This window comes from Chroococcidiopsis cubana SAG 39.79 (assembly GCF_003991895.1).
In the GTDB taxonomy this organism is placed as follows: Bacteria; Cyanobacteriota; Cyanobacteriia; order Cyanobacteriales; family Chroococcidiopsidaceae; genus Chroococcidiopsis; species Chroococcidiopsis thermalis.
The window spans coordinates 1-23,527 of the sequence record NZ_RSCK01000045.1; the positions used below are offsets into that span (position 1 = coordinate 1).

Sequence of the window (23,527 nt, forward strand, 5' to 3'; positions counted from 1 at the left end):
CCTTGTCCCCCTTGTCCCCCTTGTCTCCCTTGTCCTCCGACTCCCGACTCCCGTACGGACGGGTTTGGAAACCCCCCCCTTCCGCCTCCCGTCAAAACTGCCGCAAAATCCCCTTGACCAATCCCTTCAATCCGGCCAAACCATTATTTTTCGCCAATTCCACTGTTGTGTTTACAGCGGCAGAGGAGGGGATTTGAGTCAGATAACATAGCTGGTATAAGCCAATGTGCAGAATTGTGCGTAAGTCGGGGGGTTGTTGGTGAGATTTTTTTTTGGCTAAGCGATCGATCAGAACGTCGAGCGATCGCATTCTTCTGACGCTACCGTAGACTAATTCTGTTACCAAACGGCGATCGTTAGGATTTAAATTCGATTGACTAAGTACCCGATCTAAAGCGACATCTGCATATGCATCGCGATGTACTGCCTTGAGAGCGATAAAAGCTAGTTGGCGAGGATTTTCCATGCGCGATTATAAGTTAGCTCGATCGAATACACCAACTCATTTAAGTATAGGTACTAGTATGCAGCGACTTGGCGATCGGAGAAAAATTTAGTGCTTTCTTCCTTTAGTCAACCCGCAGCACGATTTTACCGCGCGTCCGTCCGCTTTGGCTTAACTGGTGTGCTTGTGCGGCTTCGCTCAAGGGTAGTACGGTTTCGACATACGGTTTAACTTGCCCTGAGTCGATGAAAGTGGTAATTTCATCTAATTGCGCCGCATTTGGTTGTACGTGGGTAATCGCAACTCGCACGCTGGCACTTTCTGGTGGTGAACCGACAATTGAAACGAGTATCCCATCTGGTTTGAGAACTTTGAGCGATCGCGCTCTTGTTTCACCACCAATTGTATCTAGAACCACATCGAGATCGCGCACGACATCTTCAAATGGTGTTGCCTGATAATCTATGACTTCGTCTACTCCCAATTTGCGGATAAATTCAGTATTCCGAGTAGAAGCCGTACCGATAACACGCGCACCCTTGGCTTTTGCTAATTGCACGGCGATCGATCCGACTCCACCAGATGCGGCATGAATCAGAATTTTTTGTCCTGCTTCTAAGTGCGCCGTATCAAACATTGCCTGCCAGGATGTCAGCGCTGCCACTGGTAAAGCTGCTGCTTGAATAAAGTCGATACTTTTAGGTTTTAGCGTGACTTCCGATGCTTTAGCAGCGATGTATTCAGCATACGTACCTTCCCGCCGCAAGCTAGCGTAACCGTACACTTCATCTCCTGGCTTCAGTCGCTGCACGGCATCACCCACAGACTCCACAACTCCCGCAACATCAGCACCGAGAATATGGGGCAAATTGAAGGTTTTACCCACATATCCCTCGCGAATCTTCCAATCTACAGGATTAACTCCTGCTGCATAGATCCGAATTAAAACTTCATCTGCTGCGGGTTGAGGTAGCGGCACGTCTTCGTACTTCAAGACATCTGCGCCACCATAAGCGTGCATCCGAATTGCTTTCATAAGTTGTATGGAGTATGTATAGAACAGTTAACCTCCAATCGCGCCGACAGCTGCCCCTTCATAAGCTGTATTCACGGCTACGTCTTTCCAAGCCTCCATCTCTGCCTTGACTGATTCTAGTTTTGTTTCAATTGCATCCACGGCATCTGCACCTAAAGCGAGTCTTAAAGGTGGGTTGTCGCTATTTACGGCTTGAATCATTGCCTCGGCTGCTTTAACGGGATCGCCTGGTTGCTTGCCATCCATATCTTGCAGCCACTGACGGAAACCACCAACTATAGGTTCGTAGTCGGCAATTTGAGTATCGGCTAAAACGAGCGATCGCCCATTAAAATCCGTCCTAAACGCCCCTGGTTCGACAATGATAATTTTAATCCCTAACGCCTCTACTTCCTTGACAAGTGCTTCAGACAAGGCTTCTAGAGCAAACTTAGTCGCGCAATAGATCCCAGCGCCAGGAAAAGACACGAAACCACCTACCGAAGAAAGGTTGAGAATGTATCCACTGCGGTGCTGTCGCATCGAGGGTAGCACTGCTCGCATCATGTTCAGCGCCCCAAAAACATTCGTTTCAAACTGGCGGCGAGTTGCTTCATCGCTGAGTTCTTCCAACGCCCCCATCGTACCGTAGCCAGCATTATTTACCAGTACGTCAATGCGTCCGAATTTAGCGATCGCCGTTTCTACTGCTGCCTTGACTTGTGCTGGCTGAGTCACGTCTAGCTGCACTGCTAGAGCGCGATCAAGATATTTTGTCTGAATATCTTCAACATGTTGGGGATTTCGTGCCGTTACTACGACTTTCTCGCCCCGATCTAATACTGCTTGGGCGATCGCTCTCCCGAACCCACTAGAACTACCTGTAATCAACCACACGCGAGAATTTTGCACAGATGTCATAAAACTCTCCAATTGCTGAATTGGTTTACTCTATGGCGCGATTGAATTGTCAGTTGTACGTTTTGGTTTGAAATTTTTAACCAAACTCAATTTGGTGCGATACAGCTAGCTGAGAACAAGAAAAGTATCCCTTAATTCTTACACTCGCTACTTTCTTAATTTCTGCTTTGTATTTTCAACGAGCGATAGTTCCTCATGCATATTTCAAGGTAGAACAATGAGAGCTATATTGTCAACTCAATTGCAGACCTATCGATCGTCAACTCGATTAAATCATATATTGATAAATCCCAATTAAGTTTCCATCAGGATCGCGTATATAAGCAGTTTTGAGATCGTAACTAGGATTAGCCATTGGCTCTCTAGTAAATTTAATTCCCTTTTGTTTTAATTCGTGACAAACTGTTTCTACATCGGCAACCACAAAAACTAACACGGCACGATCTTGACATTCTGCGTGAAGTGGGAGGCGATCGCTGCCAATTATTTCTGCCATTTCTTGCCGTTGCGAGATTGCTAGTTTCATATCTCCAGCGGCAAATTCAGCGTACCCTTCCTGAGTAGCATCTACTATTACCTTAAATTCCAAAATATCTCGATAGAAAGCAAAGCAAGCTTTCAGATCGGTAACTAAAAGTCTAGTGTAAGAGGTACGAACTTGCATAATTCAGTTATCAGTTGTCAGTTGTTAGTGTAGAGACGTTACATTTAACGTCTGTAGAAAGTTATCAGTTATCAGCAATCGCTCTATGAGATTTTGACTTTTAACTTTTAATTTTTGACTTTTACTCATGAGGTTCGGTGAAAACGACTTCGTACAGGTGAAATTCGTTTTCTGATAAACCTTGCCAATATTCTCGCACGGGGGCAAATTTTGGTTCTTTGACTAGTAGTTCAAAATTATCGAGAGTTTGCCAAAATCCATAATTCATCGTGCGCGTTCCGTCAAGCGAACGGTGAAAATTTGCAGATAATAGATCGGGGTGTTCTAACGCAATTGTGACGTTTTCTCGCTCTAGCTCTATCAAGCGAGACTGATTTTCTGGCTTCATTCTAAATTCTCCCAGGTGAATTAAGCGCCCTGGAGAAATTGTGAGATCTGCTGATTCCGGTAAAGAAATCGTTACCTCGTATACACGGGAGTCTAGTAAATGAAAATTGGCTAATTTAGCTGCTCCCCGCGCTTGTATTTCAGAGTTATTGAGGAAAGCTTTGTAATCTTCTAGAGTTTTCCACTGAGCGTAGTTTAGGACTCTGATACCGTCTAAACTTTTGTGGAGACTCGATGAAACAAAACCAGGTTGGTGCTTTACATCTGCCTCCACGAATTCCACAATTGTATTTATTAGTTCCTGCTGTTGTTCTGGTTCTACAGCAAAAATAATGATGACTGTAATAACCTCGTTGTGTTTGGCAATAGAAGGCATTTTTAAACCTCTACTCAGCTACAGCAATCCTCAATCGATCGCACCTTCGGTTACAGTCAGCTTTCTACACTGATAAGTGTCAACTGTCAACTAACTACCAATTGACGCGCCTCTATCGGTTCTCCTGTCAAACTAAAAGCCCGTACTTCGGTAATTTTGACTGTGACTAATTTACCTTTGAGCTGGATAATATCGCCATCAAAGAACGTCAGACGATTTCCTCTGGTTCTTCCCATCACTTGCTGGGGATTTTTGGGGTTTTGGTCTTCTACTAAAACTTCCTCAACTCTACCTAAATAACGCTGCGATCGCGCTTGGGCTGTGGTGGCAACTAAATGATTTAATCTTTGCAGGCGATCGCTCTTGACTTCTTCACTTAATTGTGCATCCCATAAAGCAGCGGGAGTCCCGGGACGTGGGGAATAAGCGGCTGTATTCAAATGGTCGAAACCAATATCTGCCACTAATTTGAGTGTATTTTCAAATTGCGCTTCAGTTTCCCCAGGAAAGCCGACAATCGCATCAGCGCTAATTGAAGCATCGGGCATCAGTTGCCGAATTTTATCGATAATCCGCCGATATTTTTCGTGGGTGTAACCCCGTGACATCCGTTTGAGGACTTCGTTATCGCCCGATTGGAAGGGAATGTGAAAATGCTCGCATACCTTGGGTAACTCCGCACAAGCACGAATTAATCGTTCGGTGAAATAACGCGGGTGACTGGTAGCAAAACGGAGGCGATCGACTCCTGGTACGTCGTGGACGTAGTAGAGTAAATCTGTCAGCGTGTGTAAGTGTCTGCCTTCTGGGGTTGTTCCTGGTAAGTCGCGCCCATAAGCATCGATATTTTGACCGAGTAAGGTAATTTCTTTATATCCCTGTTTGCCCAACTCTACCATCTCGGCTTTAATCGCCTCCGGCGTGCGAGACTGTTCTACACCACGCACGTTGGGAACCACGCAGTAAGTACAGCGTTCGTTGCAACCGTAGATAACGTTAACCCAAGCTGTGACGGTGCTATCGCGGCGCGGTTTCGTAATATCTTCGACAATTTGAATCGGTTCTGTTGCTACAACTTGATTGCCGTCGAATACTTGTTCTAACAATTCTTCTAAACGGTTGGCGTGTTGGGGTCCCATGACGAGATCGATTTCCGGTACTCGTCGCAGCAGTGTTTCGCCTTCCTGCTGTGCCACGCAACCAGCAACAACTATTGTCAAGTCTGCTTGTTCCTGCTTGCGCTTCGCCTGTCTGCCTAAGTAGGAATAAACTTTTTGCTCGGCGTTGTCCCGAATCGTGCAAGTATTGTAGAGGAGTAAACTTGCTTCATTCGGGTCTTCTGACCACTCGAAGCCCATATCCTCAAGGATGCCAGCCATGCGTTCGGAGTCAGCCTTGTTCATCTGGCAGCCAAAAGTGGTGATGTGATAGCGGCGGTTAGAAGCGATCATTACGTGCAGACAAGTTCGGATTTAGCTTTACATTTACCCATTATAGATTTTTGAACTATAGATTTTTGCACGGATTTTTACGGTTCTAGCTCGACTCGCAGCTAAGCCGCAAGCTATTTTAGTAAAAAATATTACTGCAAGGAAGTTTTTCTTACGCAACATTACCGTATGATAAATCTTACTACCCCTAAATTGGGTGCAAAGCTCAAAGATGACAAAAGTTTCTGTTATTGTTTTGGTTTACAAGAGTGAGCCATATATTGCAGCGACAATTCATTCAGTGTTGGCACAGACTTACAAAAACTTTGAAATTCTAGTCATTGATGACGGTTCGCCCGATCGCAGTGTACAAATCTGTCAGCAATTTGACGATCCAAGAATTAGAATTATTCGTCAAGAAAATCGCGGCGTACCAGCGGCACGAAACACGGGAATTCGTCATGCAAAAGGAGAATATATCGCCTTTTTAGATGGAGACGATTTGTGGCTGCCGCAAAAATTAGAAAAACAAATCGCGCATTTAGAATCATCTCCTTTTGTTGGCATGAGTTTTTGTCGTTCTAGTTTTATCGATGAACGTGGTAAGTGTTTAGGAACTTATCAAATGCCAAAACTAAAAGGAATTAACTTATCATATCTAATTCGTTGTAATCCAATTGGAAATGGTTCGGCAGGAGTCATACGTCGTAAAGTTTTAGAAGACATCAAATTTACGCATCAACAACATGGCAATTTTGAAGATTGCTATTTTGACGAACAATTTAGGATATCGGGAGGAGAAACCGATTTTTTACTACGGATTCTGATTCAAACTCAATGGAAAATTGAAGGTATTCCCGCAGCTTTGACGCTATATAGAGTCAATTCTGGAGGGATGACAGCAAACTTATTGAAGCGGTTAGAATCTGCCAGCCAAGAAATTGAAAAAACTCGTTTGTACGCCCCAGAATTAAACTTGCGTTGGCGGGGAGTAATAAAATCTTATTACATCAGGTATTTAGCCCGCAGTGCCGTCCGGTTTCGGAAAGGAAAAACAGCTGTTAAATTAATTCATCTAGCTTTAGCTAATTATGGGAAATTAATATTTGAGGAACCCTATAGAACTCTCTCAACCCTAATAGCCGCTTACTTGCTCCTGCTACTACCGCAAAAATTATATAATCGAATTGAGACTTTAGCTATAAAGGCAATCGGCACTATCCAAGAACGAAAAATTAAACAAGATACGTTAAATATTCGTCATTGAAAATGACAAAAGTGAAAATCATCAATTACCAATTATCAATTACCACTTACCAATCGCAAAATGAATACCAGAGAAAAAATTATCCAAGAAATTGATTCCCTCAGCGAACCTCAGTTGCAGGCAATTTTAGAATCGATCTACTCACTGAAGCGAAAGTCGGAAACAAATCATAGCAAGGCAGTACAAGCTTTCTTAGTTTCTCTTGAAGAACGTCAGGAGGTTTACCGTCGCCTTGCAGAATCCTGAATTTTTAGAACTAAATGATATTTTGATTATTCACCAAATTTTACTCGAACAGTTTGGTGGTCTGCCTGGTATCAGAGATGAAGGCTTACTTGAATCTGCCATCTTCCAACCAAAAGCAACTTTCTTTGGTGAGTTACTGCATCCTACGATTCACGCACAAGCAGCTGCTTATCTCTATCATATTGCCAAAAATCATCCATTTCTAGATGGCAATAAGCGTACTGCTTTTGGTGCAATGGAAGCGTTTTTGCGTTTAAATGGCTGCAATTTAAGCTTTTCTGATGAGCAAGCCTACCAAATAGTACTACAAGTAGCTCAAGGTGAAATTAGTAAGGAAGAACTTACCTTACTATTAAAACAACACATAAAGCCACAGTAAGCGATCGCCAGATATTTCTCGCTCGATTTGTCATATTTTCTCATAATTATAAATAATAGTGGGAGGTGCGATCGCAGACCAACAGACAACCACTCACCACTCACTACTCACTTTCCATATGAGAAATTTGCGGGGATTCATCAAACTTCTAGAAGAAAGAGGACAATTGCGGCGAATTACCGCATTAGTCGATCCCGATTTAGAAATTGCCGAGATTTCTAACCGGATGTTACAACAAGGTGGTCCTGGTTTATTGTTCGAGAACGTCAAAGGTTCGCCCCATCCCGTAGCAGTTAACTTGATGGGGACGGTAGAAAGGATCTGCTGGGCGATGAACATGCAGACACCCCAAGAATTAGAAGAACTGGGGAAAAAGCTGAGTATGCTGCAACAGCCAAAACCACCGAAGAAGATTTCTCAAGCGGTAGAATTTGGCAAGGTGTTATTTGATGTTGTCAAAGCCAAACCAGGAAGAGACTTTTTTCCCGCTTGTCAGCAAGTCGTGATTCAAGGCGACGAACTCGATTTAAATAAACTTCCCCTAATCCGTCCCTATCCAGGGGATGCAGGCAAAATTATCACGCTGGGTTTAGTCATTACCAAAGATTGCGAGACAGGTACGCCTAACGTCGGCGTGTATCGCTTACAACTACAATCGCGTAACACGATGACCGTACATTGGTTATCGGTACGGGGTGGGGCAAGACATTTGCGTAAAGCCGCAGAAAAAGGTAAGAAATTAGAAATTGCGATCGCCCTTGGTGTAGATCCTTTAATTATCATGGCGGCGGCTACTCCTATCCCTGTCGATTTATCAGAATGGCTGTTCGCCGGACTTTATAGCGGTTCTGGAGTGAACTTAGCAAAGTGCAAAACCGTAGATTTAGAAGTTCCCGCCGACTCCGAATTTGTCTTAGAAGGAACCATTACCCCAGGGGAAGTTTTACCCGATGGTCCTTTCGGCGATCATATGGGTTATTACGGTGGATTGGAAGATTCGCCCTTGGTGCGTTTCCACTGCATGACTCACCGCCAAGATCCAATCTATTTGACCACATTTAGCGGTCGTCCGCCGAAAGAAGAAGCAATGATGGCGATCGCGCTCAATCGGATCTATACTCCTATTCTGCGGCAACAAGTTTCTGAAATTGTCGATTTCTTCCTCCCAATGGAAGCTTTAAGCTACAAAGCCGCGATTATCTCCATTGATAAAGCTTACCCTGGGCAAGCGCGGCGGGCAGCTCTAGCTTTTTGGAGTGCCTTACCCCAATTTACTTATACTAAATTCGTGATTGTGGTGGATAAAGACATTAACATCCGCAATCCGCGTCAGGTAGTATGGGCAATTAGTTCTAAAGTTGACCCTACCAGAGATGTGTTTATTTTGCCCAATACACCCTTCGATAGCCTCGATTTCGCCAGCGAGAAAATTGGTTTAGGCGGACGCATGGGAATTGATGCAACTACCAAAATTCCCCCTGAAACAGAACATGAATGGGGCGCACCTTTAGAATCCGATCCTAATGTAGCAGCAATGGTAGAAAGGCGTTGGAGTGAATATGGTTTGGCAGATTTGCAACTAGGAGAAGTCGATCCAAATTTGTTCGGTTACGATATGCGTTAAATCGGTTTCGTAGGGGCACACAGCTGTGCGCCCCTACAAGTTATGGTGTAGATTGCGATAGCTAAATTGAATTCAATCAAAATTTTTATTGGAAAAAGCGATCGTAATCATAGCTTGTCGTAATCTAAAGGCTGTGCTAATCCTTCAGCAATCTCTTGTCTAGCCCGTTTAGCAGCAGCAATCAGTTTAGGTTGAGTTTTCGCAACTAAATTATCCCACTCAAGCTTATCTTCTGAAGGCTAGTAAGTATCTACAACTAATAGTTAGGATGAGCATTGCCCATACGATCTTTACTTCTCATCACCAGAGAAATCTATACATTTCTTTGCGCCTTTGCGTCTTTGCGTGACATTAATAGCTTAAATCTATGCAAGTAGAAAATATGTCTGAGGAATTTAAATCGCAACTTCAGCAAATGACAAACGAGGAACTGATAGACTTTGCCCTAGAACACGTAGGAGAAGAACACGACAGCATTCGCAAAGCCGCACTACAAGAACACTATTTGAGAATTAAAGACGATCCTAATACAGTTACCGCTCCACCGGGAGACATTAAAATTTTAAAATCATACCTATCGCGACTCCAAAACAAATAAAAAAAGTTTCCCCACCACTTGCTAGCAACCTGACATAAAACCTGCCACAGTCACTACCAAGAGTGGGGAGACATTTGCTGATATTAAACCAAAACAAATTTGAGCTAATTTAGCAAACTCAAAAACTATGACATCGCCTGAATGATATAGTCAAAATAAGGTGCTGCTTCTGCTGCTTCTTCCGCACTCAATAGAGACAAAGAAGCATTCTTCAAACAGCGAATTGACTCAACCATACCAGGAACGGGAACGCCCAGAGAATTATACATTTCTCTGACACCGACCAAACCGATCTTTTCAATCGGCTCTTTATCCCCAGCTAGCACGCCATAAGTAATTAGACGCAGATACCAGCCGTAGTCCCGCAAACACAGCGCCCGCTGACGTTCGCCATAGGCATTTCCACCAGGGGCGATAAAGTCAGGACGTTTTTGCCACAGTTTTTTACTTGCTTCCTGAACGATTTTCTTTTCGTTTTCGGCTAGGGTTGCGGCGATGCGCATCCGCTGTATGCCTGTTTGCAAAAAGTTTTTAATGTTTTCGAGTTCGCCAGCGCTGGGATAGCGCAGCTCATCATCGGCTTTGAGAATAACTTGGCTTACTACACTCATGATTATAGGTAATGAGTCAGAATATCATTTGTAGTTTAGCGATTTCATGTCCCCCAAATAAAGGGATCTTTTCAGTTATGTCTGTTACAAGGGGACAAAATTTACAAAACATGATCGATCGCACTCCCGACCGCTGGCAACAGGGCGACTTAGTAGAAGTAACCATTACCGACTTAAATGATAGTGGTGATGGGGTGGGGCGTGTCAACAGTAGGGTTGTTTTCATTCCCGATACGACCCCAGGCGATCGCGCTAAGGTGCGTTTGGTGCGTGTCAAGCCGCAATACGCCTACGGTAAACTCCAAGAACTCCTCGAATCTTCTAGCGATCGCATTCGTCCGCGCTGCATCGTAGCTGATAAATGCGGCGGCTGTCAGTGGCAGCATATCGCCTACGAACATCAACTGGAAGCCAAGCGCCATCAAGTTATCCAGACATTAGAACGAATTGGCAGCTTTGTTAATCCCCCTGTCGATGCTGTTTTAACAGGGAATGCCGATCTCGGTTATCGTAACAAAGCTACATATCCTTTAGGAAAATCGGCTACAGGACAAATCCAAGCAGGCTACTACCAAAAAGGCAGCCATCAGTTAATTAACCTAAATCAATGCCCCGTCCAAGATCCTCGCCTCAACCCTCTACTAGCAGAAGTCAAACAAGACATTCAACAACGGGGATGGCGGGTATATGACGAAAAACACCACAGAGGACAAGTACGCCATTTAGCCTTACGAATCGGTCGCCGTACGGGAGAAATGCTGCTAACTCTAGTAGTAAAAGATTGGGACTTACCTGGAATTGAAACCCAGGCGCAAGAATGGTTAAACAGGTATCCGCAGCTAGTCGGAGTCTCGTTAAATCGCCAAAGCGATCGCACCAACGTTATTTTTGGCAGTGAAACCCGATGTATTGCCGGACACCCGTATCTACTAGAAATTTTTGCGGATTTAAAGTTTCATGTGCTACCCGATACATTCTTTCAAGTGTATACGGAGGTGGCTGAGGCACTCTTGCAGGAAATTACTCAACACCTGAATTTACAAGGTGACGAAATCTTAGTAGATGCATATTGTGGCATTGGCACTTTAACCTTACCCCTAGCCCAAAAAGTGCGACAAGCAATCGGTTTAGAAGTTCAATCCGCCGCTGTTGAACAAGCCCAAAACAACGCCCGACTCAACCAGATTACCAACACTACATTTCAAGTCGGAGAAGTCGAAAAACTGCTGCCCCAACTCGAAACGACTCCAGATATTGTACTGCTCGATCCACCCCGCCAAGGATGCGATCGCGCCGTCATTGAAACTCTACTGCAAACCCAGCCGCAGCGGATCGTCTACGTCAGTTGTAAAGCCGCCACCCTTGCCCGCGATTTAAAATTGCTCTGTCAAAATGGCAAATACCGCCTTACCAGAGTCCAACCAGCCGACTTTTTCCCCCAAACCGCCCATGTGGAGTGTGCAGCCTTCTTGGAGAGGGAGAGTGGGGTGTAGGGTGTGGGGTGTGGGAACAAGGAGGACAAGGGGGACAAGGGGGACAAGGGGGACAAGGGGTCCCCGCGACCGAAGGGAGTGGGGATTAGGGGGCGAAGGGGGACAAGGAGGACAAGGGGGACAAGGGGGACAAGGGAGACAAGGAAGACAAGGAAGAATTTCTAGTCACTAGCCACCAGCCACTAGCTACTGATAACAATTACCCATTACCCATTACCCATTACCAACTCCCCTATTAGGTATAATTACGATAGATCCGCATAAATGTGTAGGATAGAAGATAACAAAGATGCTAATATTGATTAAGAGGCAGCTGCCAATTTTAATCTCGATCAATACAATTCAAGTGAAAATACAGTCAACGCATATATAACGCATATATAAGGTTGGCTGTTGTTTTTGAAGGTTGGCAGATATCCAAGGGGCTATATGCTGTTGAGGAAGAAAGGCTGGATTCGCTCGATTGGTTGTCTATATGGAGTGGCGATCGCAGATCGTACGCACAAGTTTTTTACAGCTTCGCAGTAGTTCTTTCAGCTATTGCACGTCAGCAACGTTTGCTTTGACTGCACACAAACGAAGTAAATCGTACCTAGCGTTTGTTAATTCGTTATGTTTGTCGCTCAGCAAGTTCGTGTCATTAATAGCCGGAAGCTACGGAGTTTTTTGTAGTGATTACTATCTCATCGCGTCCAGTTGGGCGTAACTGGAGTACGATTAGCTTTGCCTCTACGCTCTATTTGTGTTCTATCCTCGATTTACTCTTAGCAGAAGTACCGTGTCGGTTACAAGCAGAACTACGCCTGGGTTTGCAGGAAGCACTAGTTAATGCAGCTAAACACGGGAACAAGCTAGATCCCGGTAAGGTTGTCATCGTCCGATTTTCTTACACGGACGACCATTACTGGTGGATTATTTCCGATCAAGGTTGCGGTTTTGAGCGTCCTTGCTGTGAGTGCGACACTCTCGATCCTGAAGCGTATTTGCCTTCAACAGAATCGGAAAACGGTCGCGGTACTTGTATTTTATACAAAATATTCGATCGCGTCATTTGGAACGCAGCCGGAACAGAACTCAGACTTGGTAAGCAAATGGGTAGCCGCTTCCGATTACCCCTGCTTAATTAGGGGCAAGGAGTGAGGAGCGAGGAGCGAGGGGAATTCAAAATTCAAAATTCAAAATTTGGAAGTCGGAAAACCTCAGAAATTTCTCCTCTGCTCCCCTGCACCTGAAGAAGCTCCTTTGTCCCCCTTGTCTACCCTGTCTCCTGGTTCTTTCTCCCTTACTCCTCACTCCTCACCCCTTTTTGATGAGTAGGGCAAGGTGGAGCAGAGATCGAGCGGTCTAACCAGCCAACTGCCTGTTGTAACCTTGGTAATGCTTCTTCTGGTTGGTCTTTAAGTAAAAAGACGATCGCCGCCGCTGCTTGTTCGTTGGCTCTAGCTTTACGATTAGACTTAAGCTTGTGCCACTCATCAGGGGAAATTGACAACCTTTCCAGCAAAGCTTGGGCTAGTTCCTGCGTGCTAAATTCGCTTAACGATGATTTTCGATCCAACTTGGTAGGTTGAAGCATACTGGTGGGCATATTAGTTTCGATCGCTAATCTAACAAATATCGATGCAACCGCCACAGCCATCAGAATCACCTGCACCATCAGAGGATGAGTTGGAAAACTCGATCGCCGAAGTTGAGCGATCGCTTGTTGCCCTGAAACAACGCTACGCTCAAGTAAAACAAGACAAACAGCAGCAAGCAGAACTCCAGCAGCAATTAAAACAGGTTAAGCGAGACATCGAACGATCGCGATCGCCACACTCAAAAGTACAGTTAAAGGCAGAACTAAAGCAAATTCAAGCACAACTAGAAACCATAGAAGTCAACCTCGAAAGCCAATTATTTTCTTGGGGAAGCCTGAAAGCCCCTTTCTGGCAAGCTGTCCGCTTCGGTGGGTTAGGAGTTATTGTAGGCTGGATATTAAAGTCATGTACTGGGTAATGGGTAATTGGTAATGGGTAATCGGCAAGTCAAAAGTCAAAAATGAACGGTTAAAACGATTGACTACCCACTACTCCCTACTCCCTACTCCCTACTCCCTACTCCCTACTCCCTTTTATGAAGCGACGCATTATTGAAATTTTACGCAACGGACAATCAGATGAGTCTGTGACAGTTCAGGGTTGGGTACGCACCAAACGCGATTTAAAAGGGTTTGCGTTTGTAGAAGTGAACGATGGATCGTCCCTGGCAAGTTTGCAAGCGGTACTGAAGGCGGAAATGCCAGACTACGAAGCAACTCTGAAGCAGATTAATACAGGCGCTTCGGTGGAAATTAGCGGGGTGCTAGTGCCTTCGCAAGGTAAAGGGCAAAGAATTGAATTGCAAGCCGAAACCGTAAAAGTGTTCGGTGATGCCGATCCCGAAACATACCCATTGCAGAAAAAACGCCACTCATTTGAATTTTTGCGGACAATCGGACATTTGCGATCGCGTACCAATTCGTTAGGGGCAGTTTTTCGCGTCCGTAACGCCTGTGCGACGGCAATCCATCAGTTCTTTCAAGAACGGAGTTTCTTGTGGGTTCACACCCCTGTGATTACCCGTAACGATTGCGAAGGCGCGGGGGAACTATTTACAGTTACGAGTTTGGATCTGAAAAAGATTCCGCAGACTGAAAATGGCAAAATCGATTACAGCCAAGATTTTTTTGGCGGACAAGCTTTTTTAACTGTCAGCGGACAATTAGAAGCTGAAGTCATGGCGATGGCGTTTAGCAACGTCTACACATTTGGTCCTACATTTCGGGCAGAAAATTCTAATACATCTCGACATTTAGCAGAATTTTGGATGGTGGAGCCAGAAATGGCTTTTTGCGATTTAGTGGGAAATATGGATTTAGCAGAAGCGTTTTTAAAGCATATTTTCAAATATGTTTTGGAAACTTGTCCAGAAGATATGGAATTTTTCAATCAGCGAATTGATGATTCTGTGTTGGCAACGGCTGATAATATTATCAACAACCAATTTGAACGAATTACTTATACAGAGGCGATCGCGCAGTTAGAAAAAGCCACAAAAACCTTTGAATATCCGGTTGAGTGGGGATTGGATTTACAATCGGAACACGAACGCTACTTAGCAGAAGAATTATTTAAAAAGCCGGTTATCGTTACCGATTATCCCAAGCAGATTAAAGCCTTTTATATGCGGGTAAACGATGACGATAAAACCGTTCGTGCTATGGACGTTCTCGCGCCTAAGATTGGCGAAATTATTGGTGGCTCTCAACGGGAAGAACGGTTAGAAGTTTTAGAAAAACGGATGCAATCTCAAGATATCAATCCTGACGATTTGTGGTGGTATTTAGACTTGCGCCGTTATGGTACTGTGCCTCATGCTGGTTTTGGTTTGGGGTTTGAAAGGTTAGTCCAATTTATGACGGGTATGGGCAATATTCGCGATGTTATTCCCTTCCCGCGTGCGCCATTGAGTGCCGAGTTTTAATTTTGTGGTGGGCATTGCCCACCCTACAGCTAAGCTGTCTATAAACATGATTGAGGTTGAGCAAGTGGTTAGTGGCTACTGAGATTTAGATACATTGTTTGAGTAAGACAGATGCTGATAAAATATATTGAAACTGCAATGCATCAAGCAACATATGAGTTGCTAGAAGATGGAACTTTTTACGGTAGAATTCCTGATTGTCAAGGTGTGTGGGCAAATGCAGAAACTCTAGAAGCTTGCCGAGACGAGCTACAAGAGGTTTTAGAAGGCTGGATTCTTTTGGGGTTACAGCTTGGACATCAGCTTCCCGTGCTAGATGATATCGATCTTTCTTTTAAAAAGGAAGCTGCTTGATGCCTCTTTTTGAACCAATTAGCCGCAAAGACTTAATTACCTGCTTGCGTGCTTTAGGTTTTGATGGATCTTATTCAGGCAAAAAACACCAATTCATGATAAAAGGAACCCTGCGCCTACGAATACCTAACCCTCATAGAGGTGACATTAGTAAAGGGTTGCTGGCTCAGATTTTACCTGAAGCAGGTATTAGTCGCGACGAATGGGAAAGTATTTAAAGTTAGCAGTAGAAGTAGGCAGCGTTACCAACCTACTCGCTGCGATCGGGCAAAATAGCAAAAGGGATGGCAGAATAGCAAAATGCCGCGATCGTACTTAAACTAAAACGCAAGATGAAGTTTCAACCGCCTCTGATTGGCATCACCACATCGGGACAGATGCTTACAGGCAATTTCTCTCTATCTAAATTTTATGTGGAAGCAATACGCTCGGCAGGAGGTGTACCGATACTAATTCCAGCAGGAGAACCTAACCTCGCTGCTATGTTTGCTCAGTTAGATGGTTTAGTTTTCTCTGGTGGAGGTGATATCGATCCCGACATGTATAATGGGGTGTGTCATCCTACAATTTACAATATCGACCCAGAACGCGATCGCTCGGAAATTTCTCTAGCGCAATTGGCTTTGGCTACTGAAATACCAATTTTGGGTATTTGTCGCGGCTTAGAAATACTAGTGGTAGCTACTGGTGGTAGCCTGATTCCTCACTTACCCGATGAGTTTGGCGAAGTTATAGCCCATCGAGCTGACCAAGCGCTTTCAACTGAGCATACTGTAAAAATTGCTCCAGATACTCACCTAGCCCAAATTGTCGGTACGTTAGAAGTACCTGTCGTTTCTTGGCATCATCAAGCAGTTGGTACTATTCCCTCTGAGTGGCGGATTGCGGCAAAAGCACCGGATGGAGTCATCGAAGCTTTAGAACACGGAAATCATCCTTGGGCGATCGCGCTACAATGGCATCCTGAAATGTCTATTCAAGATTCATCCCAATATCGGATCTTTCACGCTTTTGTCACTGCGGCAAGAACGAGAATGGGAATGTGGAAAACTGCTTAATCAACGAATAGGGTGTGGGGTGTTGGTAAATGGTAATTGGTAATTGGTAATTGGTAATTGGAAAGTCGTAAATTGAACTTCACTGGTAACTGGTAACTGGTAACTGGTAACTGATTAGCGGCGGCGCTGTTGGAGTTTGCGGTAAACGTCTTTCAAATCAACGTGGTGATGTGCTAGGGCGACTAAAGTATGGTATAGCAAATCTGCTACTTCCCCCGCGATCGCATCTGGTTCGTCGTCTTTAAATGCCATCACTACCTCAGCCGACTCCTCGCCAATTTTCTTTAAAATTTTATTGTCTCCCCCTGCTAAGAGCTTGCAAGTGTAAGAACCTTCTTGAGGATTATCGCGGCGATCGCTAATGATGGCAAATAATTGAGACAGAGTGTCTGCTGGTGGTGGAACAATCTGTCCATCTTCGCGGTGAAAACAACTCCGTTCCCCTGTATGGCAAGCAATATCACCGATTTGTTCGGCACTGATGAGAATTGCATCGCTATCGCAATCGTAACGGAGCGATCGCACTTTTTGGATGTGTCCTGATGTCGCTCCTTTATGCCATAGTTCTGTACGGGAACGACTCCAAAACCAAGTCTCGCCAGTCTCCAAAGTTTTTTGCAACGACTCGCGATTCATCCACGCCAACATCAACACCGTACCGTCTAAATAGTCCTGGACGATGGCTGGTACTAATCCGCGTTCGTCATAGCGAATTTTGTCCAGCGGAATAGCTTGAGCAAAAGAATTTAATTCTGGATTGGAGGACATATAAAAACCCTGACACGATCGACAGTGGCATACTCAATTCAAGATACCACTGCCGATCTATTATCAGTTGTTGATTGTCAGTTATTGATTGTCAGTTCTCAGCCAGCAGCGATCGCTGGCTGGAAGAGTTGGGAGTTAGAGTGTTTCACCCACCACGCACCACTCACCACTGAATGATTAAACACTTGTGACTAAATTTCTGGCAGAATAGATCTTTACGGCAGTTAGAGCTGCTTTATGAGCTTGTGCTGTTTCTCCATACCATTGAATGGTTGAATTATAAGCAGCTCGATACAAATCTTGTGCTGCTTCAGGTAAGCGATCGCGGATTTCCGCAGGTAAATCTTGATTGGTTCGGTATAACATAATTTTATTCTTTTTTTATCGTGTAATTTATTACCTTAGGTGTTTTGAATTGAACCCACAAACCCCAAAAGACAGAGTTTTAATATTCAACTTAGGAGAGAACCTTGGTTAATACCAGCATTAAAACCACCAAATCAGAAGAGATTTTTGCCGCTGCTCAGAAACTCATGCCCGGGGGCGTTAGTTCTCCAGTTCGAGCTTTTAAATCTGTAGGCGGACAGCCGATCGTATTCGATCGCGTTGAGGGGGCATATATTTGGGATGTCGATGGCAATAAATACATCGATTATGTCGGGACTTGGGGTCCCGCCATTTGCGGACACGCTCATCCAGAGGTGATCGCTGCTTTACACGCCGCCTTAGAAAAAGGTACGAGCTTCGGTGCGCCTTCTGTTTTGGAAAACGTGCTAGCGGAGATGGTGATTGATGCCGTCCCTAGCATTGAAATGGTACGCTTCGTCAACTCTGGTACGGAAGCTTGTATGGCAGTCCTGCGCTTGATGCGAGCTTTTACAGGACGAGATAAGATTATCAAATTTGAAGGCTGCTATCACGGTCATGCCGATATGTTTCTGGTGAAAGCTGGTTCTGGGGTTGCTACCCTCGGTTTACCAGATTCTCCAGGTGTACCTAAGTCTGCTACCAGCAATACTCTGACTGCGCCTTACAACGATCTAGAAACGGTCAAAGCATTATTTGAAGAAAATCCCGATGAAATTGCTGGTGTCATTTTAGAGCCAGTTGTCGGTAATGCTGGCTTTATTTCTCCCGATGCCGGCTTTTTGGAAGGATTGCGAGAAATTACCCGCGATCGCGGTGCGTTGCTCGTGTTTGATGAAGTCATGACAGGCTTTCGGATTGCCTACGGTGGCGCTCAAGAGAGATTTGGCATCACCCCTGACTTAACTACGTTGGGTAAAATTATCGGTGGCGGTTTGCCTGTAGGCGCTTACGGCGGACGCAAAGATATCATGTCTATGATTGCCCCAGCAGGTCCTGTCTATCAAGCTGGAACGCTTTCTGGTAATCCCCTAGCAATGACAGCAGGGATTAAAACTTTGGAATTGCTGCAAAAGCCTGGGACATACGAAGCGCTCGATCGCATCACGAAAAAGTTAGCTGATGGAATGCTGCAAGTTGCCAAAGAAACAGGACACGCCGCTTGTGGCGGGCAAATTAGCGGGATGTTTGGTTTCTTCTTTACCGAAGGACCAGTACATAATTACGAAGACGCTAAAAAGGCAGATTTAATCAAATTCAGCCGTTTCTATCGCGGGATGTTAGAGCGAGGAATCTATCTCGCGCCTTCTCAATTTGAAGCTGGCTTTACCTCTTTAGCTCACACCGATGCGGATGTAGAGCAGACTTTAGCCGCTGCTAGAGAAGTGCTAATGTCAGTGACCAGTTACCAGTGACCAGTGACCAGTGATTAGTGACTCCTGAGTAGTAGCCACTCGCTTTCACAATTTAACCTGTTGTAACGAAAGCACACCTTTTCCTTTCTTCACCACCGCGATCGCCCAGCGCCTTCGCGGTTTGTTTTCACATCCTGAATTAGTACATCTGTATTAAGATAAAAAACAGAGAGTTCAAGGACTGCAACTCACTCCCTGCTCCCTGCTCCCTACTCCCTATTCTTTCGGCAACATCGCCCAAATTTGTTCGACAAACTGCTGGTGATCCACGACTGGTTTTGAAATGTAACCGTCTGCACCGCTTTGGCGCAGAAAGTTTTCGCGATCGCCTTCCATAACGTGGGCTGTGACGAGGATAATTGGTAACTTAGCAGTTTGCGGATTTGACTTTAGCATTTGGGTAATCTTGATCCCATCCACGGCTTTACCCTGATAAACGCTGCGCGAAAGAGAAACATCCATCAAAATAATATCGACTTGTCCAGATGTCGCAATCTCCATGACCTCTTCTACATTTTCCGTATGCTTTGTCTCTAAGCCACCACGTTTTGTCAAAATTTTGGCAAAAACGCGAGCATTTATAGGGTCATCCTCTACAATCAAAACGGTTTTCATCATAACTTTGTTACAGGAGATTGCATATTAAATTGACAGCGGACGTAAGCTATGACAGCATTCTCTGGCTGTTGTTAAGGTACGAATAAAATTTTCCTTTAGTAGAATTGCATACTTAAAGCGAAAAAACAGGAGTGGGTAGATTGAAATCTAAGCGCGATCGTCGCTAATCCAGAATAATACTGGGAATTACTCATCGGCTACTATTAGTATCTTTTTGTAAGCAAATAAATTAGGATGCTGAGGGTAAGCTTTGTAAAGATACTATTAAATTTTTGGCGTTTGTCGTTATCAAGTAGGAAACATCACTCATGGCAAAACAATTAAACCTTCTCCCAGCGGGACAGGTGATTCCCACAGCCCTGCATACAGAAATGCAACGGTCTTATCTGGAATATGCCATGAGCGTAATTGTAGGGCGGGCATTACCAGACGTACGTGATGGGTTAAAACCAGTTCACAGACGAATTTTATATGCCATGCATGAATTGGGTTTAACTCCCGATCGCCCTTATCGTAAATGCGCCAGGGTAGTAGGTGACGTACTCGGTAAGTACCATCCCCACGGCGACCAAGCGGTATACGATGCTTTAGTCCGTCTCGTACAAGACTTTTCCAGCCGCTATCCCTTGCTGGCGGGACACGGTAACTTCGGTTCGGTAGATAACGACCCACCAGCAGCAATGCGTTACACCGAGACTCGCCTCGCACCAGTTGGGAATGAGGCGATGCTGACTGAAATTGGCGAAGAAACAGTTGATTTTATCGGCAATTTCGACAATTCTCAACAAGAACCAGTCGTATTACCAGCTCAACTACCGTTTTTATTGCTCAACGGTGCGTCAGGAATTGCTGTGGGGATGGCGACAAATATTCCTCCCCATAATTTGGGAGAAATCATCGATGGTTTAGTTACGCTGATCGACCAACCAGAATTATCAGACGACAAGCTATTTGAGTTAATCCCTGGACCCGACTTTCCCACTGGGGGCGAAATTATTGGCAGTACGGGAATTCGCGAAGCTTACACCACTGGACGAGGTAGTATTACCATCAGAGGGATTGCTCAAATTGAAGAAATTCAAACTGGGGTCAAACGATCGCGCCGCACGACAGCAATCGTCGTGACAGAATTACCTTATCAAGTTAATAAAGCAGGTTGGATCGAAAAAGTCGCGGAATTAGTTAATCAGGGTAGGATTGAGGGCATTGGCGACTTGCGAGATGAAAGCGATCGCCAAGGGATGCGGGTAGTGATAGAACTCAAACGAGATGCCGATCCGCAGGTTGTTTTGCGCCAGTTGTACCATCACACTTCCCTGCAAACAAATTTTGGGGCAATTTTCCTCGCTTTAGTAGATCAACAACCGCGTCAACTTTCCTTAAGACAGTTATTACAAGAATTTTTAAATTTCCGCGAACAAACTCTGATTCGGCGCTACACTCACGACTTGAATCGCGCCGAAAGTCGCGCGCATTTGGTAGAAGGGTTGCTGACAGCTTTATCCCATTTGGATGAAGTCATTACAATTTTGCGGCAGGCAAGCGATGGTAGTACGGCTAAAATCACCCTGCAAAATGAGTTGCAATTGAGCGAAGCCCAAGCCGATGCAATCTTAGCAATGCCCATGCGTCGCTTGACGGGTTTGGAACAAAAGAACCTGCAAACTGAATTTGAATCTCTCAGCGAACAAATTCAAACTTTGCGACGGTTGTTAAGCGATCGCCACGAGTTATTAAAAGCATTGAAAAAAGATTTGCGATCGCTCAGACGTAAATTTGCCGACTCTCGCCGGACTCGCATTGGCACTCAAGAAGCAGAAGAACAGAGCAAGAAAAGCTCATCAATTCCGAATTCGGAATTCGGAATTCGGAATTCGGAAGAAGTTGCTTTAGAGTTTACCCAAAAAGGGTATGTCAGAAGGTTAGCTGTTAATGGTAATAAGCCAGGAAGGAAGCCGAAGTCAGACAACGGTTTGATGGAAAATGACTTTGTGATTCAAACCACAACCGCTAAGACAGATGAGAATTTAGTCGTGTTTACCAGTGGTGGAAAGGTTTACCCGTTGCAGGTGGGCGATATTCCTCCTAGTAGCGGGCGATCGCTACGGGGTACGCCATTGATTGGTTTGCTGCCAGGATCGGCTGCTAACGGTACGGAAAGTATTGTGACTCAACTGCTATTACCCGCAGAAACAGAAAACATCCAAGCGCTGTTCATGACTCAATTAGGACGAGTGAAGCGCTTAGCTGCATCGGAGTTACAAAATCTGACCAATCGCGGTTTGACAGTGGTGAAGTTCAAGGATGAAGACCGCTTGTTAGGCGTGCAACCGATCGAACCAGGACAATTTTTGATCCTCGCTTCAGCGGGAGGTAGGCTGTTAAGGTTTGGTATAGATGACGAGCAATTGCCAATTCTAGGACGCACGGCAATGGGAATGCAAGGCTTGCGGCTGCGAAAACAAGAAGAAATGGTTGGCGGAGTGGCAATAGACGATCTCAAAACTAATTTGTTGCTCGTCACCCAAGAAGGATATGCGAAGCGAATACCCGCCCATGTATTGCGTCAAGGCAATCGCGGCGATATTCCAACTCAAGCTTTAGCTTTTAGCAGCAAATCGGATCGGCTGGCAGGAATTGTATCGGCAACAGTAAGTGAGGTCGCTTTGCTTACCAGCAATCAACGGATCGTGCGCCTACCTGTAGATAAAATAGGCAAGTGGGGCAAAGAAGGTACGGGCGATCGCCTCCGCGATATTAAGGACAACGAAAGAATTGTCTCTGTTATTGCCATTCCAGCTACCAACTCATTGATAGAGTAATATTTTTGAAACACAAATCCCAACTCCCATGTTCAAATCCAGTGAGTTTTACAATTTTGACTTTTGACTTTTCACTTTTGACTTACTGAATCGTGATCCAAGTTGCTTTAGAAAACGTCAGTAAGATTTACGGCAAAGTCCAAGCCGTGCAGTCTGTCAGTCTCGACGTGCAGCAAGGAGAATTTTTCACGCTGCTGGGGGCTTCTGGTTCGGGAAAAACAACTTTATTGCGGCTGATTGGCGGTTTTGAAACCCCCGATACTGGCTGTATTTACATTGGGGGCAAAGATGTGAGTCGTCTGCCTGCCTATAAACGTAACGTCCATACGGTGTTTCAGGACTACGCCTTGTTTCCCCACCTATCGGTATTTGAGAATGTGGGTTATGCTTTGCAGGCAAAGCGATCGCCTGTGGCAGAAATTAGCCAACGAGTTACGGAAGCTTTGAAACTCGTCCAACTCGCAGAAATGGCGCAGAGGCTACCTGCTCAACTTTCCGGCGGACAAAAACAACGGGTAGCTTTAGCACGGGCAATTGTCGATCGCCCTGACGTATTACTTTTAGACGAACCGCTTTCAGCTTTGGATGCCAAAATTCGGATGGAACTGCGGCAGGAATTGAAACAACTCCAACGTCAGACGGGAATTAGTTTTATTTATATCACCCACGACCAAGAAGAAGCCCTAGCTTTGAGCGATCGCATAGCAATTTTGAAATCTGGCAAGCTATTACAAGTCGGCACGCCTTTAGAAGTCTACGAACAGCCTGCCGATTTATATGTAGCTGAATTTATCGGACGGGCAAATTTTCTCGATGGCATGTTGTTAAGCGTAGATGGTAATCGGGGAAGAGTGCAAATTGGTGAGACAGCAGTAGTTGAAGGAACAGTAGTTGAAGGAACGACCGCAGCGATTTCTCCTGGTAATGCAGTACGATTAGTCGTGCGTCCAGAAAATATTTGCCTAAATCACGCCAATATTGGTCATGCAACCACAATTATTCAAAGTCAATATCTCGGTTATGCTACGAGTTATTTAGTTCAGGCGATCGGACTCAATTTTCATGTCATGGAACTGCGACGACGCGGAACTAGCCCCTACAAAGAGGGAGAACGAGTTTTTATCTCTTGGGAATGGATGGAAGCATTGATTTTTTCTACAAACTAA

The 23,527-nt window shown here is 44.9% G+C and carries 27 protein-coding genes and 1 pseudogene; 17 read left to right on the forward strand and 11 right to left on the reverse strand.

Annotated features, from left to right (window positions below):
- Positions 1–94: 94 nt before the first annotated feature.
- The 6 genes and pseudogenes from DSM107010_RS22540 to miaB all read right to left on the reverse strand — a co-directional run.
- Positions 95–466 (reverse strand): annotated as a pseudogene (locus tag DSM107010_RS22540) (transcription antitermination factor NusB); the annotation flags it as partial.
- Between the two features lie 103 nt (positions 467–569).
- Entirely contained in the window at positions 570–1,481 is a 912-nt protein-coding gene (locus DSM107010_RS22545) for an NADP-dependent oxidoreductase (protein WP_106168612.1), read from the reverse strand.
- A gap of 27 nt (positions 1,482–1,508) precedes the next feature.
- On the reverse strand, positions 1,509–2,381 hold the full coding sequence (locus DSM107010_RS22550) for an oxidoreductase (RefSeq protein ID WP_106168613.1): 873 nt from the start codon (positions 2,379–2,381) through the stop codon (positions 1,509–1,511).
- Positions 2,382–2,649: 268 nt separating this feature from the next.
- The gene (locus tag DSM107010_RS22555; protein ID WP_015152404.1) at positions 2,650–3,045 is read right to left on the reverse strand and encodes a VOC family protein; all 396 of its coding nucleotides are present in this window, start codon (positions 3,043–3,045) and stop codon (positions 2,650–2,652) included.
- 121 nt (positions 3,046–3,166) lie between these two features.
- Positions 3,167–3,808 carry an antibiotic biosynthesis monooxygenase family protein gene (locus tag DSM107010_RS22560; protein WP_015152403.1) on the reverse strand — a complete coding sequence of 214 codons (642 nt, stop codon included), beginning with the start codon at positions 3,806–3,808 and terminating at the stop codon, positions 3,167–3,169.
- Positions 3,809–3,894: 86 nt separating this feature from the next.
- Positions 3,895–5,259 (reverse strand): tRNA (N6-isopentenyl adenosine(37)-C2)-methylthiotransferase MiaB, encoded by a 1,365-nt coding sequence (miaB, locus tag DSM107010_RS22565; protein ID WP_106168889.1) that lies wholly within the window; start codon positions 5,257–5,259, stop codon positions 3,895–3,897.
- A 211-nt stretch (positions 5,260–5,470) separates the two neighbouring features.
- On the opposite strand from miaB, the gene DSM107010_RS22570 reads away from it, so the two are divergent.
- The 5 genes from DSM107010_RS22570 to DSM107010_RS22590 all read left to right on the forward strand — a co-directional run bounded on the left by DSM107010_RS22570 (position 5,471) and on the right by DSM107010_RS22590 (position 9,352).
- On the forward strand, positions 5,471–6,505 hold the full coding sequence (locus tag DSM107010_RS22570) for a glycosyltransferase family 2 protein (protein WP_106168888.1): 1,035 nt from the start codon (positions 5,471–5,473) through the stop codon (positions 6,503–6,505).
- 60 nt (positions 6,506–6,565) lie between these two features.
- A complete protein-coding gene (locus DSM107010_RS22575) occupies positions 6,566–6,751 on the forward strand; it encodes a hypothetical protein (protein WP_015152400.1) in 186 nt (61 codons plus the stop codon).
- Entirely contained in the window at positions 6,738–7,130 is a 393-nt protein-coding gene (locus DSM107010_RS22580; RefSeq protein WP_106168887.1) for a type II toxin-antitoxin system death-on-curing family toxin, read from the forward strand. Before DSM107010_RS22575 ends, DSM107010_RS22580 begins: the two co-directional genes overlap by 14 nt.
- Positions 7,131–7,248: 118 nt before the next feature.
- Positions 7,249–8,754 (forward strand): UbiD family decarboxylase, encoded by a 1,506-nt coding sequence (locus tag DSM107010_RS22585; protein WP_127024024.1) that lies wholly within the window; start codon positions 7,249–7,251, stop codon positions 8,752–8,754.
- A gap of 367 nt (positions 8,755–9,121) precedes the next feature.
- Positions 9,122–9,352, forward strand: coding sequence for a hypothetical protein (locus DSM107010_RS22590; RefSeq protein ID WP_181246447.1), 231 nt, complete (start codon positions 9,122–9,124; stop codon positions 9,350–9,352).
- A 125-nt stretch (positions 9,353–9,477) separates the two neighbouring features.
- On the opposite strand, the gene DSM107010_RS22595 is transcribed toward DSM107010_RS22590, so the two are convergent.
- A complete protein-coding gene (locus DSM107010_RS22595) occupies positions 9,478–9,963 on the reverse strand; it encodes an allophycocyanin subunit alpha-B (RefSeq protein WP_015152396.1) in 486 nt (161 codons plus the stop codon).
- Between the two features lie 77 nt (positions 9,964–10,040).
- Between DSM107010_RS22595 and rlmD the strand changes: the two genes are divergently transcribed.
- The 3 genes from rlmD (at position 10,041) to DSM107010_RS22605 (ending at position 12,583) form a co-directional block, all read left to right on the forward strand.
- Positions 10,041–11,456: a 23S rRNA (uracil(1939)-C(5))-methyltransferase RlmD gene (rlmD, locus tag DSM107010_RS22600; protein WP_181246446.1), complete on the forward strand. Its 1,416-nt coding sequence runs from the start codon at positions 10,041–10,043 to the stop codon at positions 11,454–11,456.
- A 10-nt stretch (positions 11,457–11,466) separates the two neighbouring features.
- On the forward strand, positions 11,467–11,628 hold the full coding sequence (locus DSM107010_RS38650; protein WP_158631845.1) for a hypothetical protein: 162 nt from the start codon (positions 11,467–11,469) through the stop codon (positions 11,626–11,628).
- Between the two features lie 499 nt (positions 11,629–12,127).
- Complete coding sequence (locus tag DSM107010_RS22605) at positions 12,128–12,583, forward strand: ATP-binding protein (protein WP_106167451.1); 456 nt, start codon at positions 12,128–12,130, stop codon at positions 12,581–12,583.
- 155 nt (positions 12,584–12,738) lie between these two features.
- Here the strand turns inward: DSM107010_RS22605 and DSM107010_RS22610 are convergent, their stop codons facing one another.
- Positions 12,739–13,032, reverse strand: coding sequence for a DUF6439 family protein (locus DSM107010_RS22610; RefSeq protein ID WP_015152393.1), 294 nt, complete (start codon positions 13,030–13,032; stop codon positions 12,739–12,741).
- Positions 13,033–13,076: 44 nt separating this feature from the next.
- Between DSM107010_RS22610 and DSM107010_RS22615 the strand changes: the two genes are divergently transcribed.
- The 5 genes from DSM107010_RS22615 (at position 13,077) to DSM107010_RS22635 (ending at position 16,372) form a co-directional block, all read left to right on the forward strand.
- Complete coding sequence (locus tag DSM107010_RS22615) at positions 13,077–13,454, forward strand: sll0565 family protein (RefSeq protein WP_015152392.1); 378 nt, start codon at positions 13,077–13,079, stop codon at positions 13,452–13,454.
- Positions 13,455–13,571: 117 nt separating this feature from the next.
- Positions 13,572–14,960, forward strand: coding sequence for an asparagine--tRNA ligase (asnS, locus tag DSM107010_RS22620; protein ID WP_106167452.1), 1,389 nt, complete (start codon positions 13,572–13,574; stop codon positions 14,958–14,960).
- A 111-nt stretch (positions 14,961–15,071) separates the two neighbouring features.
- The gene (locus tag DSM107010_RS22625) at positions 15,072–15,314 is read left to right on the forward strand and encodes a type II toxin-antitoxin system HicB family antitoxin (RefSeq protein ID WP_015152390.1); all 243 of its coding nucleotides are present in this window, start codon (positions 15,072–15,074) and stop codon (positions 15,312–15,314) included.
- The gene (locus DSM107010_RS22630; RefSeq protein ID WP_106167453.1) at positions 15,314–15,532 is read left to right on the forward strand and encodes a type II toxin-antitoxin system HicA family toxin; all 219 of its coding nucleotides are present in this window, start codon (positions 15,314–15,316) and stop codon (positions 15,530–15,532) included. The genes DSM107010_RS22625 and DSM107010_RS22630 overlap by 1 nt, the downstream gene beginning before the upstream one ends.
- A gap of 114 nt (positions 15,533–15,646) precedes the next feature.
- Complete coding sequence (locus tag DSM107010_RS22635; RefSeq protein WP_015152388.1) at positions 15,647–16,372, forward strand: gamma-glutamyl-gamma-aminobutyrate hydrolase family protein; 726 nt, start codon at positions 15,647–15,649, stop codon at positions 16,370–16,372.
- 114 nt (positions 16,373–16,486) lie between these two features.
- On the opposite strand, the gene hisIE is transcribed toward DSM107010_RS22635, so the two are convergent.
- Positions 16,487–17,140 (reverse strand): bifunctional phosphoribosyl-AMP cyclohydrolase/phosphoribosyl-ATP diphosphatase HisIE, encoded by a 654-nt coding sequence (gene hisIE, locus DSM107010_RS22640; protein WP_015152387.1) that lies wholly within the window; start codon positions 17,138–17,140, stop codon positions 16,487–16,489.
- 24 nt (positions 17,141–17,164) lie between these two features.
- On the opposite strand from hisIE, the gene DSM107010_RS38655 reads away from it, so the two are divergent.
- Entirely contained in the window at positions 17,165–17,317 is a 153-nt protein-coding gene (locus DSM107010_RS38655) for a hypothetical protein (RefSeq protein ID WP_158631846.1), read from the forward strand.
- Here the strand turns inward: DSM107010_RS38655 and DSM107010_RS22645 are convergent, their stop codons facing one another.
- The gene (locus DSM107010_RS22645; RefSeq protein WP_015152386.1) at positions 17,318–17,506 is read right to left on the reverse strand and encodes a ChaB family protein; all 189 of its coding nucleotides are present in this window, start codon (positions 17,504–17,506) and stop codon (positions 17,318–17,320) included. It lies immediately after the preceding gene.
- Between the two features lie 104 nt (positions 17,507–17,610).
- Here DSM107010_RS22645 and hemL point away from each other — a divergent pair, with 104 nt between their 5' ends.
- Entirely contained in the window at positions 17,611–18,921 is a 1,311-nt protein-coding gene (hemL, locus tag DSM107010_RS22650) for a glutamate-1-semialdehyde 2,1-aminomutase (RefSeq protein ID WP_106167454.1), read from the forward strand.
- Between the two features lie 216 nt (positions 18,922–19,137).
- On the opposite strand, the gene DSM107010_RS22655 is transcribed toward hemL, so the two are convergent.
- Entirely contained in the window at positions 19,138–19,536 is a 399-nt protein-coding gene (locus DSM107010_RS22655) for a response regulator (RefSeq protein WP_041462315.1), read from the reverse strand.
- Positions 19,537–19,847: 311 nt separating this feature from the next.
- Between DSM107010_RS22655 and gyrA the strand changes: the two genes are divergently transcribed.
- Together gyrA and DSM107010_RS22665 are read left to right on the forward strand one after the other, a co-directional pair.
- The gene (gene gyrA / locus DSM107010_RS22660; RefSeq protein WP_015152383.1) at positions 19,848–22,361 is read left to right on the forward strand and encodes a DNA gyrase subunit A; all 2,514 of its coding nucleotides are present in this window, start codon (positions 19,848–19,850) and stop codon (positions 22,359–22,361) included.
- A 92-nt stretch (positions 22,362–22,453) separates the two neighbouring features.
- Complete coding sequence (locus DSM107010_RS22665) at positions 22,454–23,527, forward strand: ABC transporter ATP-binding protein (protein ID WP_106167455.1); 1,074 nt, start codon at positions 22,454–22,456, stop codon at positions 23,525–23,527.